15 protein-coding genes and 1 riboswitch are annotated in these 15,345 nt (G+C 69.1%); of the genes, 10 read left to right on the top strand and 5 right to left on the bottom strand.

The window, feature by feature from the left end:
* Window positions 1–2 precede the first annotated feature (2 nt).
* Entirely contained in the window at window positions 3–362 is a 360-nt protein-coding gene (locus CXY76_RS14010) for a YrdB family protein (protein WP_104165605.1), read from the bottom strand.
* Between the two features lie 21 nt (window positions 363–383).
* Complete coding sequence (purU, locus tag CXY76_RS14005; RefSeq protein ID WP_104165603.1) at window positions 384–1,259, bottom strand: formyltetrahydrofolate deformylase; 876 nt, start codon at window positions 1,257–1,259, stop codon at window positions 384–386.
* Between the two features lie 239 nt (window positions 1,260–1,498).
* Between purU and CXY76_RS14000 the strand changes: the two genes are divergently transcribed.
* Window positions 1,499–2,767 carry an MFS transporter gene (locus CXY76_RS14000; RefSeq protein ID WP_104165601.1) on the top strand — a complete coding sequence of 423 codons (1,269 nt, stop codon included), beginning with the start codon at window positions 1,499–1,501 and terminating at the stop codon, window positions 2,765–2,767.
* Between the two features lie 96 nt (window positions 2,768–2,863).
* Here the strand turns inward: CXY76_RS14000 and CXY76_RS13995 are convergent, their stop codons facing one another.
* Window positions 2,864–4,300: an amino acid permease gene (locus CXY76_RS13995; RefSeq protein WP_233199919.1), complete on the bottom strand. Its 1,437-nt coding sequence runs from the start codon at window positions 4,298–4,300 to the stop codon at window positions 2,864–2,866.
* Window positions 4,301–4,544: 244 nt separating this feature from the next.
* Between CXY76_RS13995 and CXY76_RS13990 the strand changes: the two genes are divergently transcribed.
* From CXY76_RS13990 to CXY76_RS13955, 8 genes are all read left to right on the top strand, one after another.
* Window positions 4,545–7,616, top strand: coding sequence for a Na+/H+ antiporter subunit A (locus CXY76_RS13990; protein WP_104165597.1), 3,072 nt, complete (start codon window positions 4,545–4,547; stop codon window positions 7,614–7,616).
* Entirely contained in the window at window positions 7,613–8,116 is a 504-nt protein-coding gene (locus CXY76_RS13985) for a sodium:proton antiporter (RefSeq protein ID WP_104165595.1), read from the top strand. The genes CXY76_RS13990 and CXY76_RS13985 overlap by 4 nt, the downstream gene beginning before the upstream one ends.
* Window positions 8,113–9,672, top strand: a complete 1,560-nt coding sequence (locus tag CXY76_RS13980; protein WP_104165593.1) for a Na+/H+ antiporter subunit D — start codon at window positions 8,113–8,115, stop codon at window positions 9,670–9,672. Before CXY76_RS13985 ends, CXY76_RS13980 begins: the two co-directional genes overlap by 4 nt.
* Window positions 9,669–10,298 (top strand): Na+/H+ antiporter subunit E, encoded by a 630-nt coding sequence (locus CXY76_RS13975; RefSeq protein ID WP_158253912.1) that lies wholly within the window; start codon window positions 9,669–9,671, stop codon window positions 10,296–10,298. Before CXY76_RS13980 ends, CXY76_RS13975 begins: the two co-directional genes overlap by 4 nt.
* On the top strand, window positions 10,295–10,567 hold the full coding sequence (locus tag CXY76_RS13970) for a monovalent cation/H+ antiporter complex subunit F (protein ID WP_104165589.1): 273 nt from the start codon (window positions 10,295–10,297) through the stop codon (window positions 10,565–10,567). Before CXY76_RS13975 ends, CXY76_RS13970 begins: the two co-directional genes overlap by 4 nt.
* Window positions 10,564–10,902: a monovalent cation/H(+) antiporter subunit G gene (mnhG, locus tag CXY76_RS13965; protein ID WP_104165587.1), complete on the top strand. Its 339-nt coding sequence runs from the start codon at window positions 10,564–10,566 to the stop codon at window positions 10,900–10,902. The genes CXY76_RS13970 and mnhG overlap by 4 nt, the downstream gene beginning before the upstream one ends.
* 5 nt (window positions 10,903–10,907) lie before the next feature.
* A riboswitch (ZMP/ZTP riboswitch) is annotated at window positions 10,908–10,997 on the top strand.
* Between the two features lie 30 nt (window positions 10,998–11,027).
* A complete protein-coding gene (gene glyA, locus CXY76_RS13960; RefSeq protein ID WP_104165585.1) occupies window positions 11,028–12,326 on the top strand; it encodes a serine hydroxymethyltransferase in 1,299 nt (432 codons plus the stop codon).
* Between the two features lie 161 nt (window positions 12,327–12,487).
* Window positions 12,488–13,372 (top strand): bifunctional methylenetetrahydrofolate dehydrogenase/methenyltetrahydrofolate cyclohydrolase, encoded by an 885-nt coding sequence (locus CXY76_RS13955; RefSeq protein WP_104165583.1) that lies wholly within the window; start codon window positions 12,488–12,490, stop codon window positions 13,370–13,372.
* A 58-nt stretch (window positions 13,373–13,430) separates the two neighbouring features.
* Here the strand turns inward: CXY76_RS13955 and CXY76_RS13950 are convergent, their stop codons facing one another.
* The gene (locus CXY76_RS13950) at window positions 13,431–13,964 is read right to left on the bottom strand and encodes a gamma carbonic anhydrase family protein (protein WP_104165580.1); all 534 of its coding nucleotides are present in this window, start codon (window positions 13,962–13,964) and stop codon (window positions 13,431–13,433) included.
* Window positions 13,965–14,176: 212 nt separating this feature from the next.
* Here CXY76_RS13950 and CXY76_RS13945 point away from each other — a divergent pair, with 212 nt between their 5' ends.
* The gene (locus CXY76_RS13945) at window positions 14,177–14,659 is read left to right on the top strand and encodes a YbaK/EbsC family protein (protein WP_104165578.1); all 483 of its coding nucleotides are present in this window, start codon (window positions 14,177–14,179) and stop codon (window positions 14,657–14,659) included.
* 80 nt (window positions 14,660–14,739) lie between these two features.
* On the opposite strand, the gene CXY76_RS13940 is transcribed toward CXY76_RS13945, so the two are convergent.
* Window positions 14,740–15,189: a hypothetical protein gene (locus CXY76_RS13940; RefSeq protein WP_104165576.1), complete on the bottom strand. Its 450-nt coding sequence runs from the start codon at window positions 15,187–15,189 to the stop codon at window positions 14,740–14,742.
* Window positions 15,190–15,345 lie beyond the last annotated feature (156 nt).

The raw sequence follows: 15,345 nt of genomic DNA, 5'->3' as shown, positions 1-15,345 counted from the left end.
GCTCAGGCGCCGAGTTCCTTGCGGCCGGAGATGACGCCGTTGACGGTGGCGACGACGGCGAAGACGCCGGCCACGATCGGCTGGCCCAGGTCCCACCAGGCCAGCGCCGCGGCGCCGAACACGAAGATCTCCACGATCGCCTTGCCGAACGGGTCGAGCCGGAACACGGCCTTGGGTGAGCGGAACAACGCCCAGACCAGGATCGCGAAGGCCGGCGCGAGGATGCCCACCAGGATGCCCGGCCACGGCAGCGGCCAGGCCAGGAACCCCCAGAGCGCCAGGGTCACGAAGGCGAACAGTTCAAGCACAAAGCGCAGGATGTCGTTGGCGCCGATGGTCGGGGTGGGGCGGGTGTCGTTCACCCGCCAATCCTACCGACCGGGCTACTTGAAGATGATGGTGCGGGCGCCGTCGAGAAGCACCCGGTTCTCGGCGAACCACTTCACAGCCTGGGTGAGCGTGCGGCTCTCCTCGTCCTGGCCGATCGCGACGAGCTCGCCGGGGGTGCGGGAGTGATCCACGCGCACCACGTTCTGCTCGATGATCGGACCCTCGTCCAGGTCGCTGGTGACGAAGTGGGCGGTGGCGCCGATGAGCTTCACGCCGCGGGCGTGCGCCTGCTTGTACGGGTTGGCACCCTTGAAGCCGGGCAGGAACGAGTGGTGGATGTTGATCGCGCGGCCCTCGAGGTACGCGCAGAGCTCGGGGGAGAGGATCTGCATGTACCGGGCCAGCACCACCAGCTCGATGTCGTTCGCCTCGACGGCCGCGACCACCCGCGCCTCGAACGCGGCCTTGCTGGCCGCATCCGTGATCGGCAGCGACTCGAACGGCACGCCGTAGAACCCGACCAGGTCACGCAGGGTGCCGTGGTTGCTGAGCACCAGCGGCACCTCGACGGCCAGCTGGCCGCCACGCTGGCGGAAGAGCAGGTCGTTGACGCAGTGCCCGGCGGTGGAGGCCAGCACCAGGGTGCGCAACGGCCGGCCGACGACGTCGATGACGGATGCCATGGCGTACCGCTCGACGATCGGCGCGAGCGCGGCCTGCAGTTCGTCGCGGTTCGCGGGGGACTCCACCTGCAGGCGGATGAAGAACCGGCCGGTGTCGGCGCTGGAGAACTGCTGGCTCTCGGTGATGTTGCCGCGGGCCTGAACGATCGCGCCGCTGACGGCGTGCACGATGCCGGGCTGGTCGGGGCAGACGAGGGTGACGACCAGGTGGTGATGGTGCACGGGCGCCGGAAGACTGGGGTTCATCGGACCAGATTACCCGGCCCGCCGGCGCAGGCCGGCATCGGGGGCCCGCCGGCCGGCCGGCTGCGCCGCGTGAACCTGTTGCTTTCGGACTCACTCGGCTAAGCTGGCTGACGGTCGGCGGAATCTCACCGGCCCCGGGCGCGCACGTCGGCGCGCACCGCTTGAACAACCCCGCGCAGCCAGCCGTGACAGCCGTTGGCCTCGGGCAAGCGGCATCCTGTCTGTGAGCCACAGCACCCATGTCATTCACCGCGCCCATCACGCTGCCCTCAACCGGCACTCCCGGTCCGAACGAAAAGGCCCCCACCGGACCGTTCCCCTGGATCGGCCTGATCGCCCTCTCCGCCGCCGTGTTCCTCTCGGTCACCTCGGAGATGCTGCCCACCGGCCTGCTGCCGGAGATGAGCAACTCGCTGGGCGTGAGCCAGTCCGAGGTCGGGCTGCTCGTGTCCTGGTTCGCCTTCACCGTGGTGATCACCAGCACCCCGTTGGCGCTGCTGACCCGCCGGATGCCCCGGCATGGCCTCATCCTCATGGTCCTGGTGGTCTTCGCACTGAGCAACGTGCTCACCGCGATCGCCCCCGACTACACCTTCGTCGTGATCTCGCGGGTGATCGGCGGGCTCGCGCACGGCCTGTTCTGGGGTGTCGTCGGCGCGTACTCCGCGCACCTCGTGCCCAAGGACCAGATCGCCAGGGCCGTCTCGATCACCATCGCCGGCGGCACGCTGGCGTTCGTCTTCGGGGTGCCGCTGGGCACCTTCCTCGGCCACCTGCTGGGCTGGCGGCTCTCGTTCGTGGTGCTCGCCGGGCTGATGCTCGTGGGCGCCGTCGTGATCTGGAAGTTCCTGCCCAAGGTCGACCACTACAACGCCAGGCCGGCGCAGCCCGTGACCACGGCCACCGGCACGGTCACCCTGCCCGCCAAGCTGCCGCGGGACGCCACGATCGGCGCCGTCGCGCTGGTCTGCGTGATCACGGCGCTGACCATGATCGGGCACTACACCTTCTACACCTACATCGCCCCGTTCCTCAGCGACACCCTCGGCGTGGGCAGCGACGCCGTGGCGCCCCTGCTCTTCGCCTACGGCATCGCCGGGGCGATCGGCCTGTTCATCAGCGGGGTGGTGTTCAGCAAGCGCCCGCAGCTGGGCCTGGTGCTCGGCCTGGCGGTGACCGCCGTCAGCGTGAGCGTGCTGGCGCTGTCCACCGAGGTGCTGCCCGTGGCGATCGCCGCGTTCCTGGTCTGGGGCCTCGCGTTCGGCTCGTTCCCGCCGCTGCTGCAGACCCGACTGCTGCACACGGCGTCGGTGCGCATCCGCGACACCGCCAGCGCCGTGTACACCACCGCGTTCAACATCGGCATCGGCCTGGGCGCGTTCGTGGGAGCATTCCTGCTGGACCGGGTGGGGCTGGGCACGGTGCCGTTCGTGTACGTGGCCATCATCCTGCTGGCCCTGGCCCTGGTTCTCTTCAGCGACATCGTCATCCGCCGCCGCCGCGCCTGACCCGCGCCGGCGCCAACTGTTGCCGCAGCGGACAATTGTGCCCGGTGCGCCGGGCGCAATTGTCCGCACGGGCAACAGCTAGAGAGGCGGGCTCCACTAGCGCTTGGTGACGGGCAACGGCGGCCGGGCGGCCGCGATCTCCAGGATCCGGCCGCGGCAGGCGAACCAGCCCAGGATCAGCGCCGGGATGATGAGGCCGAGCGAGCTGATGGTGAGCGTGCCGACCGGCCAGTCGAACGCCATCAGCACGAGCACGGTCGCGAGGAACGCCAGCGTGAGGTATCCCGTGAACGGGGCGCCGGGCATCCGGAACGCCGGCCGGGTGAGGATGCCCGCCTTCGCCCAGGCCTGCAGCCGCAGCTGGCAGAGCACGATCATGCCCCACGCGCTGATGATGCCGATTGCGGCCATGTTCAGCACGATCTCGAACGCCTCGTCGGGCACGAGGGCGTTCAGGCCCACGCCGAGCAGAGTCACGACCCCGGTGAGCAGGATGCCGCCGAACGGCACCCCGTTGCGGCTCACCTTGTCGGCGAACCGGGGTGCCGACCCGGCCAGCGACATCGACCGGAGGATGCGGCCCGTGGAATACAGGCCCGCGTTCAGCGACGACAGCGCCGCCGTGAGCACGACGAGGTTCATGATCACGTCGACGCCCTCGACACCGATCGAGCCGAAGAAGGTGACGAACGGGCTCACGCCGGCTTCATATGCCGTGTACGGCAACAACAGCGAGAGCAGCAGGACCGACCCGACGTAGAAGACCGCGATGCGCACGATCACCGTGTTGATGGCCTTGGGCATCACCTTCTCAGGGTTCTCGGTCTCGCCGGCGGCGGTGCCGATCAGCTCGATCGAGGCGTAGGCGAAGACCACGCCCTGCACCACGAGCACCGACGCGAGCAGACCGTTGGGCAGCCAGCCGCCGTTGTCGGCGATCAGCGAGAAGCCCACGGTCGCGCCCTCAACCGGGGTGCCGATGATGACCATCCAGGTGCCCACGATCAGGAACACCACGATCGCGACCACCTTGATCAGCGCGAACCAGAACTCCAGCTCACCGAACACCTTCACCGAGAGCAGGTTCAGGCCCAGCACCACGGCGAGGGCGAGCAGCGCGAACAGCCACTGCGGAACGTCGCCGAACGGAGCCCAGTACTTGCCGAAGAAGTTCATGTACAGCGCTACCGCGGTCACATCCACGATCGCGGTCATCACCCAGTTGAGCCAGTACAGCCAGCCGGTCACGAACGCGGTCTTCTCGCCGAAGAACTCCCGCGCATACGACACGAACGAGCCGGATGTGGGCCGGTGCAGCACCAGCTCGCCGAGCGCCCGCAGGATCAGGAACGCGAAAAAACCGCAGATGGCGTACACGAACACCAGGGCGGGACCTGCGATGGCCAGCCGGCCGCCGGCGCCGAGGAACAGGCCAGTGCCGATGGCGCCGCCGATCGCGATCATCTGCACGTGCCGCGCCTTGAGGCCCTTGTGCAGGCCCGCATCCTCGTGCACGCTCAGGGCGTCGTCGATGTGCTCGAGCGGGGTTTCCTCGTGACCGGAGCGGTGCGGTGTGGCGCTGCTGCGTGCGGGCGAGTTCTCGGGCCGGTCAGGCCCGGTGGTGCGAGTGGTCACGTGGAGCATCCGATCTGGGGGTTGCGGCAACACTAGTCGACGGATGCTCAGCGGTCAGGGTCGAAAGACCCGCTCCTATACACTGGAAAGCGACACTCTGACCGTAGAGACGACACTCTTTTACAGAGAGCCGGGAGGCCCCATGGCGACAATCCTCCTGGCCTTCCTGCTTGTTTCCGTTCTCACTCCCACGCTCACGCGACTGATGGGGCTGCGCGTCTTTTACGTCGTGGCCATCCTGCCGACCGCGGCGTTCGGCTACACCCTCACCCAGACCGGCGTGATCACCGGCGGCGGCGCGGTCACCGAGAGCCTGCCGTGGATCCCGCAGCTGGGCATCAGCCTGTCGTTCCGGGTGGATGCGCTCGCCTGGCTGCTCGCCCTCGTTGTCACCGGTATCGGCGCCCTGGTGCTCATCTACTGCGCTCGCTACTTCGACGCCGACGAGCCCAGCCTGGGCCGCTTCGCCGCGCTGCTGCTCGCCTTCGCCGGCACCATGTACGGTCTCGTCACCGCCGACGACATCCTGGTGATGTTCATGTTCTGGGAGATCACCAGCGTGCTCTCCTACCTGCTGATCGGGCATTACACGACCAAACGGGAGAGCCGTGGTGCCGCCCTGCAGGCGCTGCTGGTGACCACGTTCGGCGGCCTGGTGATGCTTATCGGTGTTGTGATGATCTCCGTCGACGCCGGTACCACGTCCCTGGCGGCGATCGTCGCCGAGCCCACCGGCAGCCCCGTCGCGATCTGGGCGGTGCTGCTGATCCTGGTCGGCGCCCTGTCGAAGTCGGCGCTGATCCCGTTCCACTTCTGGCTGCCGGCCGCGATGGCCGCGCCCACCCCGGTGAGCGCGTACCTGCACGCCGCCGCGATGGTGAAGGCCGGCATCTACCTCACGGCCCGGTTCGCGCCCGGCTACGCGGACTCGCCGGGCTGGCTGCCGGTGCTGGTGACCATCGGCATCTGGACCATGCTCGTGGGCGCCTGGCGGTCGCTGCGCCAACACGACATCAAGCTGATGCTCGCCTACGGCACCGTCAGCCAACTCGGCTTCCTCATGGTCGTCGTCGGCTTCGGCACCCGCGACGCCGCACTCGCCGGGGTGACCCTGCTGCTCGCCCACGCGCTGTACAAAGCCACCCTGTTCCTGGTGGTGGGCATCATCGACCACCGCGCCGGCACCCGCGACTGGCGCAAGCTCTCCGGCATCGGTCGCCGCGAACCGGCGCTCGCCGCCATCGCCCTGATCGCCGTCGCGTCCATGGCCGGCCTACCGCCGCTACTCGGCTTCGTCGCCAAGGAATCGGTGTTCACCGCGTTCCTCGAGGCCGGCCTGGACGGCGACGGCTGGGGCTGGATCGCCCTGGCCGGCACCGCGCTCGGTTCGGTGCTCACCGTCGCGTACAGCGCCAAATTCTTCTGGGGCGCGTTCGGCACCCGCCCGGTGATCAGCGACACCCCCCTGCACGCCAGCCGGTGGGATTTCGCCCTGGCGCCCGGCATCCTCTCGGTCGCCACCGTGCTGCTGGGCCCGTTCGTGATGCTGCTCGACCCGATGCTGGCCGCGTACGCCGACACCGTCCCCGGCGGCGGCGACTACCACCTGGCGCTCTGGCACGGGTTCGAACCGGCCCTGCTGCTCAGCACGATCGTGGTGCTGCTGGGCCTGGTCATCTTCGCCCAACGCAGGCGGGTGGCCCGCTGGCAGGCCGCCGTTCCCGCGTGGGTGGACGCCGGTCACGGCTACGGCCACACCGTGCGCTTCATCGACAAGATCGCCGCCCGCACCACCCACCTCGCCCAGAAGGGCGGCCTGCCGCAGTACCTGGCCACCATCCTGGTGGTGTTCGTGCTCGCGCTGGGCGCGGCCTCCTTCGTCAACCGCACCTGGCCAGACACCGTCGTGCTCTGGGACTACCCGGCGCAGGTGATCATCGGCCTGGTCATGATCATCGCCACCGTGATGGCCGCCAAGGTCGGGCAGCGGATGACCGCGGTGCTGCTGGCCGGAGTCACCGGCTACGGCATGGTCGCCCTGTTCGCCTTCCACGGAGCCCCGGACCTGGCGCTCACCCAGGCGCTCGTCGAATCGATCACCCTCGTGGTGTTCGTGCTCGTGCTGCGCCGACTGCCCAGCCGCATCGCCCAGCACAACCGGCCGATGCACCGTCGCCGGCGGGCGATCATCGGCTCCCTCGTCGGCCTCGTGATGGGCACCATCGCCGTCATCTCCCTGGGCGCCCGCCAGGCGCAGAGCATCGCCGCGGAGCTGCCCAGGCTGGCCGTCGAGGAGGGCCACGGTAACAACATCGTCAACGTGATGCTCGTCGACATCCGCGCCTGGGACACCATGGGTGAGATCTCGGTGCTGATCGTGGTGGCCACCGGTGTCGCCAGCCTGCTGTTCGTCTCCGGCCGCAGCGCAGAAATTCCCAGGCTCCGTGAGTCCCGCAAGCGCCGAGAGCCGAAGAACCGCCGCCGCGTCGTGGCCGACCCGCACGCCAGCTCCGCCGGCCACGCCGTGACCCGCCAGTCCTGGCTGCTCGGCGGCCGCACCCAGTCGGCCGAGAATCGGTCGATCATCATCGAGGTGCTGGTGCGACTGCTGTTCCACCCGGCCATCATCGTGTCGATCTACCTGCTCTTCGCCGGCCACAACCTGCCCGGCGGCGGCTTCGCCGGCGGTCTGCTGGCCGGCCTGGCCCTGGTGGCCAGGTACCTGGCCGGCGGCCGGTACGAACTGGGCGAAGCCGCCCCCATCGACCCGGGCAAGATCCTGGGGCTGGGCGTGGTGCTCGCCGTCGGCACGGCCGTGGGATCGCTGTTCGTCACCGGGATCCCGCTGGAGTCGGCGTACTTCGAGGCCGACCTGCCGGTGCTCGGCCACCTCTCCTTCGGCACCTCCAGCATCTTCGACATCGGCGTGTACCTCGTGGTCATCGGCCTGGTCCTCGACATCCTCCGCAGCCTCGGCAGCGAAATCGACCGGCAGAGCGAACTCGACGAACCCGGTGACGCAGACGACGACGACCACTCCTCGGTGCCGCCGCTCGGCAACGCCTCCAGCGACGCGGGGGACGCCATCGGCTTCGACGCGTCGTCGGAGTGGACCCCCGCCGAGGCGCCCGCGCCCGGCAACGGCCCGGAAACGTCCCCGATCACCCAGCCGTCCGGCGCCGGCAGCACCCCAGCGGAAGGAGACCCGCGATGAGCGCCTCCCTGACCCTGGTGATCGTGATGGCGGTGATGTACGCCGCGGGCATCTACATCATGCTCGAGCGCAGCCTCACCCGCGTGCTGATCGGGTTCCTGCTCGTGGGCAACGCCACCAACCTGCTGATCTTCATCATGAGCGGCCGGCCCGGCAGCTCACCGATCGTCACCGGCACCGCCCTTGACGACACCATGGCCGACCCGGTGCCGCAAGTGCTGATGCTCACCGCGATCGTGATCAACTTCGGCATCACCGCCCTGCTGCTCGCGCTGATCTACCGGTCCTGGTGGCTGGCCCAGCTCGGCGACGAGGGCGACACCCTCACCGACGAGCACGCCGCGGAGACCACCGAGGATTCCGAGGTCACCTTCCGCTCCTCCACCGACGACGAGGCCGCCGTGCAGGCGTCGCTGGACGCCAGTGAGGACGGCAGCGACGACGACAGCAGCGGAGCGGACAACACCGGCAACAGCGACCGGGAGGCCGGCACCCCATGAACGTACTCGTGCCCCTCGTGGTCGCCATCCCGCTGCTCGGCGCCGCGCTCACGCTCGCCCTCGGCCGCCGCTCGCGCTACCAGGTGATGGTGAGCGTGCTCTCGCTGACCGTGATCGTCGTGATCAGCGCCATCCTGCTGGTGCTCGTCGACCAGCAGGGCCCCGCCGTGGTGCACGTGGGCGACTGGCAGGCGCCGTGGGGCATCGTGCTCGTCGTCGACAGGTTGTCGGCGATCATGCTCATAGTCTCGGCCTTGATGCTGCTCGGCGTGCTGCTCTTCGCCGTCGGCCAGGGCATCGTCGAGGGCGACCGGGAAACCCCGGTGTCGATCTTCCACCCCACCTACCTGGTCCTGGCGGCCGGGCTGTTCAACGCGTTCATCGCGGGCGACCTGTTCAACATGTACGTGGGCTTCGAGATGCTGCTCTCGGCCAGCTACGTGCTGCTGACCCTCGGCGGCACCGGTGCACGCATCCGCGCCGGCGTGACCTACATCGTCGTCAGCCTGGTCTCCTCGATCCTGTTCCTCTCCGCCATCGCGCTCATCTACGGCGCCACCGGCACCGTCACACTGGCGCTGCTGGCCGAACGCATCCCGGAGCTGCCCGGCGACGTGCAGCTGATCCTCGGCCTGATGCTGCTCATCGCCTTCAGCGTCAAGGCGGCGGTGTTCCCACTGTCGTTCTGGCTGCCGGACTCCTACCCGACGGCCCCGGCACCGGTCACGGCGGTGTTCGCCGGACTGCTCACCAAGGTCGGCGTGTACGCGATCCTGCGCACCCAGACGCTGCTGTTCCCCGACAACCGGCTCCAGGTGCCGCTGATGATCGTGGCCCTGCTCACCATGGTGATCGGCATCCTCGGCGCGCTGGCCCAGGCCGATATCAAGCGACTGCTCTCGTTCACGCTGGTCAGTCACATCGGCTACATGATCTTCGGCATCGCCATCGGCACCGAGGCGGCGATCGCGGCCACCATCTACTACGTCGTGCACCACATCATGATCCAGACGACACTGTTCCTGTGCGCCGGGCTCATCGAGCGCATCGGCGGCACCACCTCGCTGGCCCGGCTCGGCGGGATGCTCAAGGCCGCCCCGTTCGTCGCCATCCTGTTCTTCATCGGGGCGCTGAACCTCGGCGGCATCCCGCCGTTCTCCGGGTTCCTGGGCAAGGTGGCCCTGTTCGACGCGGGCGTGCAGGTCGGCGGGGGCCTGAACTACCTGCTGCTCGCCGGCGGCGCGGCGACGTCGCTGCTGACCCTGTACGCCCTGGCCCGGGCCTGGAACATGGCGTTCTGGCGGCCGCGACGCGACGTGGAGAACTACGACTCCGCCATGCTCGACGCCCTGCAGGACGACCCGCACGACGAGGGCACCGTCCTGACCAAGACCACATCACCGCTGATGACCGCGGCCACCGCCACCATGCTGGCGCTCACCGTGTGCCTCACGGTCTTCGCCGGCCCCGCCTTCGACCTCGCCGCCCGCGCCGCCGCGAACATCGAAGAACCGTCGACCTACATCGACGCCGTCTTCCCCGGCGGTGCCCCGTGAGTGCGCGCCGGGAGCGCCTCGCCGCCGCCGTGAACCAGCTGCCGCTGTTCCTCGGCCTGGTGCTGCTCTGGGCGCTGTTGTGGGGCAAGTTCTCCTGGCTGAACCTGCTCACCGGGGTGATCTTCGCCGCGGTCGTGTCCATCGTGTTCTACCTGCCGGCGGTGCAGCTGAGCGGCCGGCTCAACCTCTGGCGCACCGTGTGGCTGTTCGGCAAGCTGCTCTTCGACATCGTGCGCGCCTCCATCGACGTGTCCTGGCTCGCCCTGGGCCCCCGGTACACCCCGAGCAACGCCATCGTGGCGGTGCACCTGCGCACCCGCAGCGACCTCATCCTCACCTGGACCGCCGTGGCCACCTCCATCGTGCCTGGCTCGATCGTGGTCGACATCGAACGGGTCGACTCCACCCTGTACCTGCACGTGATCAACATGCCCGACGTGGCGGCGACCGAGAAGTTCCGCTCCCGGGTGCTGGCCACCGAGCGTCGTATCGTGCTGGCGTTCGGCTCGGCCGAAGACGTGGAACGGGTGTCCAGGGTGCGCGCCGAAGAAGACGTGCGCCGTGGCCTCGACCAGGTAGCCGGCCCGCACACCCCCGCCGACCCCCAGAACGGAGCGCAGGCATGACCCCCATGGACATCGTCGCCATCGTCGCCGGACTCATGTTCGGCGTCGGCGCCGTCGCCGCCGTCTACCGCATCATCCGCGGACCGTCGGTGCTCGACAGGGTGATCGCCTCCGACGTTCTTGTGGCCACCATCATCTGTGCGCTCGGCGCCGAGATGGCGTTCAACCGGCACACCGACAACCTGCCGGTGCTGCTGGTGCTGGCCCTGTTCGCCGTGCTCGGCTCGCTCAGCGTCGCCCGATTCCTGCCCGGCCGGGACCGCGCATGAACGCGCCCTGGAGCGACGTGGTCACCGCGGTCCTGGTGCTGCTCGCCGCCCTGATGTGCCTCGCCGCCGGCGTCGGCCTGCTGCGCTTCCCCGATGTGCTCACCCGGCTGCACTCCGCCACCAAGCCGCAGATCCTCGGCCTGATGGCGGTCACCCTGGACATCGCGGTGACCAACTTCAGCGTCGGCACCGTCACCCTGGTGGTCGCGATCGTGCTCTTCCAGGCGCTCACCGCACCGATGGCCGCGCACCTCGTGGCCCGCGCCTCCTACCAAACCGACCACCTGCGACCAGATCTGCTCGTGATCGACGAGCTGCGGAACGCACGCGGCTGATAGTATTGCCGGGTCGCGACTGGCGTAGCACGAAAGATGGGTCACCATCGGGGAGCGACTGACACGGTTAGTGACCGCACGCCTGGGCCACGACACATCCATCGATAGTCTCAAGGAGTTCTCCCGTGTCCGACACAGTGCTTACCAGTTCCGTACCCTCCACCTTCAACGAGCCCCTCGAGGTCGTCGACCCCGAGATCGCCGCGATCCTCGAGCAGGAGCTTGGTCGCCAGCGCGACTACCTCGAGATGATCGCCAGCGAGAACTTCGTGCCCCGTGCCATCCTGCAGTCGCAGGGGTCGGTGCTCACCAACAAGTACGCCGAGGGCTACCCCGGCCGCCGTTACTACGGTGGCTGCGAGTACGTCGACGTGGCCGAGCAGCTCGCCATCGACCGGGCCAAGAGCCTGTTCGGCGCCGAGTACGCGAACGTGCAGCCGCACTCCGGCGCCACCGCCAACGCCGCGGTGCTCTCCGCGATCGCCACCCCTGGCGACACCATCCTGGGCCTGGAGTTGGCGCACGGCGGCCACCTCACCCACGGCATGAAGCTCAACTTCTCCGGCAAGCTCTACAACCCGGTCGCCTACGGCGTCGACCCGGAGACCTTCCGCGTCGACATGGACGTGGTGCGCGACAAGGCCCTCGAGCACAAGCCGCAGGTCATCATCGCCGGTTGGTCGGCCTACCCCCGCCAGCTCGACTTCGCCGCGTTCCGCGCCATCGCCGACGAGGTCGGCGCCAAGCTCTGGGTCGACATGGCCCACTTCGCCGGACTCGTCGCCGCCGGCCTGCACCCGTCACCGGTGCCGTACGCCGACGTCGTCTCCAGCACCGTGCACAAGACCCTCGCCGGCCCGCGCTCGGGCTTCATCCTCTCCCGCGACACCGCGCTGGCGAAGAAGCTCAACTCCAACGTGTTCCCCGGCCAGCAGGGCGGGCCGCTCATGCACGTGATCGCCGCCAAGGCCACCGCGTTCAAGCTCGCCGCGCTGCCCGAGTTCAAGGAACGCCAGGAGCGCACCCTCCGCGGCGCCCGGATCCTCGCCGACCGGCTCACCGCCGACGACTCCCGCGCCGCGGGCATCGACGTGCTCACCGGCGGCACCGACGTGCACCTGGTGCTCGCCGACCTCCGCAACTCCGAGATCAACGGCCAGCAGGCCGAAGACGCGCTGCACGAGGTGGGCATCACCGTCAACCGCAACTCGGTGCCGTTCGACCCGCGCCCGCCGATGGTCACCTCCGGCCTCCGCATCGGCACGCCCGCCCTGGCCACCCGGGGTTTCGGCGACGCCGAGTTCACCGTGGTGTCCGACGTCATCGCCGAGGCGCTCCTGCCCGGCGCCGACATCCAGGCCCTCCGCGCCCGGGTGAAGGGCCTCACCGACGCGTTCCCGCTGTACCCCGGCCTCTCCCAGTAGGCCCGTTGCCGTGACGGATGCGCCCACTCTCGTGAGCGCATCCGTCGACGGCGCCCGGTATCTCCTCGCCGCCCGTTCAGGCTCGGCGCTGTGATAGCCAGAATGGCGCGCAGCCCCAGGCTGGGGCCGGCGCGCAGCATCACCAATAGATCGGATTTCGCATGACCGCACTCACCCTCGACGGCGTCGCCACCGCGACCCAGGTCAAGCAAGAACTCACCGAGCGCGTGCGCGCGCTGGCCGCGCAGGGCATCGTGCCCGGGCTCGGCACCCTGCTCGTCGGCGACGACCCGGGTTCGCGCTCCTACGTGGCCGGCAAGCACCGGGACTGCGCCGAGGTGGGCATCGAGTCGATCCGGGTGGACCTGCCCGGCTCCGCGACGAGCGCGGATGTGCGCGCCGCGATCGCTGACCTCAACGCCGCCCGCGAAGTCACCGGCTACATCATCCAGCTGCCGCTGCCGGTGGGCCACAACGAGAACGCCATGCTCGAGTTGATGGACCCGGCCAAGGACGCCGACGGCCTGCACCCCACCAACCTGGGCCGGTTGGTGCTCGGCATCGAGGGGGAGCTCAGCTCGCCGCTGCCCTGCACCCCGGCCGGCATCGTGGAGCTGCTGCGCCGCTATGACGTGCCGATCGCGGGCAAGAACGTGGTCGTGATCGGCCGCGGCCTCACCGTGGGCCGACCGCTCGGCCTGCTGTTCACCCGCAAGGGCCTGGACGCCACCGTCACCCTCACCCACTCCCGCACCGTGGATCTGGCCGCCGAGGTGCGCCGCGCCGACATCGTCGTGGCCGCCGTCGGCGTGCCGCACCTGGTGCAGGCCGACTGGATCAAGCCCGGCGCGGCCGTGCTCGACGTGGGCATCACCCGGGTGGAGAACCCGGAGACCGGCAAGGGCATCCTCACCGGAGACGTGCACCCCGACGTCGCCGCCGTGGCCGGCTACCTCTCGCCCAACCCCCGCGGCGTGGGCCCGATGACCCGCGCGATGCTGCTGGCCAACGTGGTCAAGGCCTCCGAGCGCCTCCTCAAGCCCTAGCGCCCCATCCGCGAACTGTGAGTTAAGCCCCAATCCCGAGGATCCTGGGGCTTTTCTCTCAGTTCGCGAGGCGATGCAGGGCCGCGTGGCCCAGGTACGCTTCGGCGTTGTGGCGGATGCCGTCGATTTCGTCTGGCGTGAGGCTGCGGCGCACCTTGGCGGGCACGCCGGCCACGAGGGAGCCGGGCGGCACGATGGTGCCCTCGAGCACCACGGCGCCCGCGGCCAGGAGCGAGGCGGCGCCGATGACGGCACCGTTCAGCACCGTGGCGGCCATGCCGATCAGGGCGCCGTCCTCCACCGTGCAGCCGTGCAGCACCGCGCCGTGGCCCACGGAGACGTCGCGGCCCACGGTGAGCGGGAACCCCGCGTCAACGTGGCAGGAGACGTTGTCCTGCAGGTTGGAGCCCGCGCCGATACGAATGGGCTCGGCCTCGGCGCGCAGCACCGCGTTGTACCAGACGCTGGAGTGCTCGGCCAGGCTCACGATGCCCACGAGCACGGCGCCGGGGGCGACGAACGCGCTCTCGGCCACCTGCGGCCCCGGTCGGTCGGGCAGGGTGATGATTCGGGCGGCGCTGTCGGCGGTCATGGGTCCACCCTAGTTAGCCGACAGCAGGTTGCGGCTGAAGCCAGTCCGTAGGCCCGTGCAGGCGTGCGGGCGCCGGAGATAAGGAAAAAGTGAGCAAAAAAGGACGGAATCCGCCACGGCGTCCTTATTTCCGACCTATGTCCTTATTGCCGACCTCCGAGCCGCCGTCCTGGCATCGTGCGCGGGCGGATGCTGGGCTCTAGGATTCTGGGATGGTGAACACCGCGCATCCGGCCGTTGACAGAGTGCGCTTGGCGCTGAACGCGCAGGGCCTCGACCCGGAGATCCGCTGGTTCGACGACGCGGCCACGACGGCTGTCGCGGCAGCCGCTGCGCTGGGCATCGAGGTGGGCGCCATCGCGAACTCGCTGGTCTTCACCCTCGACGGTGACCCGCTGCTGGTCCTGACCTCCGGGGCGCACCGGGTGGACACGGCCTGGCTGGGGGAGCAGCTCGGCGGCACCATCGGTCGCGCGTCCAAGGACCTGGTGAAGGAGGCCACCGGGCAGGTGATCGGCGGGGTCGCGCCCATCGGTCATCCGTCGCCGATTCGCACCGTGGTCGACCAGGACCTCGCCGACTACCCCGTGGTCTGGGCCGCAGCGGGCCACGCGCACACGGTTTTCCCCACGACGTTCGCCGAGCTGCTCCGCCTCACCGGTGGCGAGGCGACCCCCGTCGTTCCGCCGAAATAGGCGTCCGCAACCCGCGTTCGACACTGGAATCGTCCGCGGCCGCTCGGGCAGGTCGTCGAGGCGGATCTCCGGAGGCTCACTCACTCGAAGCTTGGGTGGATCGTCGACTGCCTGCCCTCGATCTCGGGGCCGGTCGACGATGGGTGATCCGTGACGCGGCTGATCACGCGCTCCATGTGTTCGCGGTCCTGCACGGACATCTTGGCCAATACTCTCTCGGCCGCCTGCGCGCGTCTCAGCAGCAGGTCGGACGCCAAGTACGGCGGGGCGATGAAACCGGTCAATGCAGCGAGCAGCACCTCGGCTTCGAGTGCGCGGCACGCGGCGCCATCGGGTGCGAACTCCCGCTCGGCGGCAAGCAGGGTACGTTCGTCGTCCGTGAGGTATCTGTCGACTTCGGCGTGGATGTAGGCGCGAAGGTTCTGTTCGACCTGCTGCACGCGGCGGCGTCTGATGCCCGTGCTCTCGTCGAAGGCGCCGCCAAAGACGGTGTGGATGACGTCGTGGATGTTGGGGGTCGGCTCGTTCATGTAGGAATCGTGAGCCGAGCCACCGACACTCGGGACGCCCTGAGACTCAATTGCGGACTTCCCGCCTTCGCTGGTGGGCAAAGTCATACGGTCGTAGCAACGCTCTGATCTAAGGAGCGTTTCATGGGCAAGTTGTTTCCCCCGAATGCCCGTACT

Origin of the sequence: Cryobacterium sp. N22, from assembly GCF_002929555.1 — a bacterium.
Taxonomy (GTDB): Bacteria; Actinomycetota; Actinomycetes; order Actinomycetales; family Microbacteriaceae; genus Cryobacterium.
Note: the sequence above shows the minus strand (reverse complement) of the source record. Positions and strands in the feature narration are given on the sequence as shown.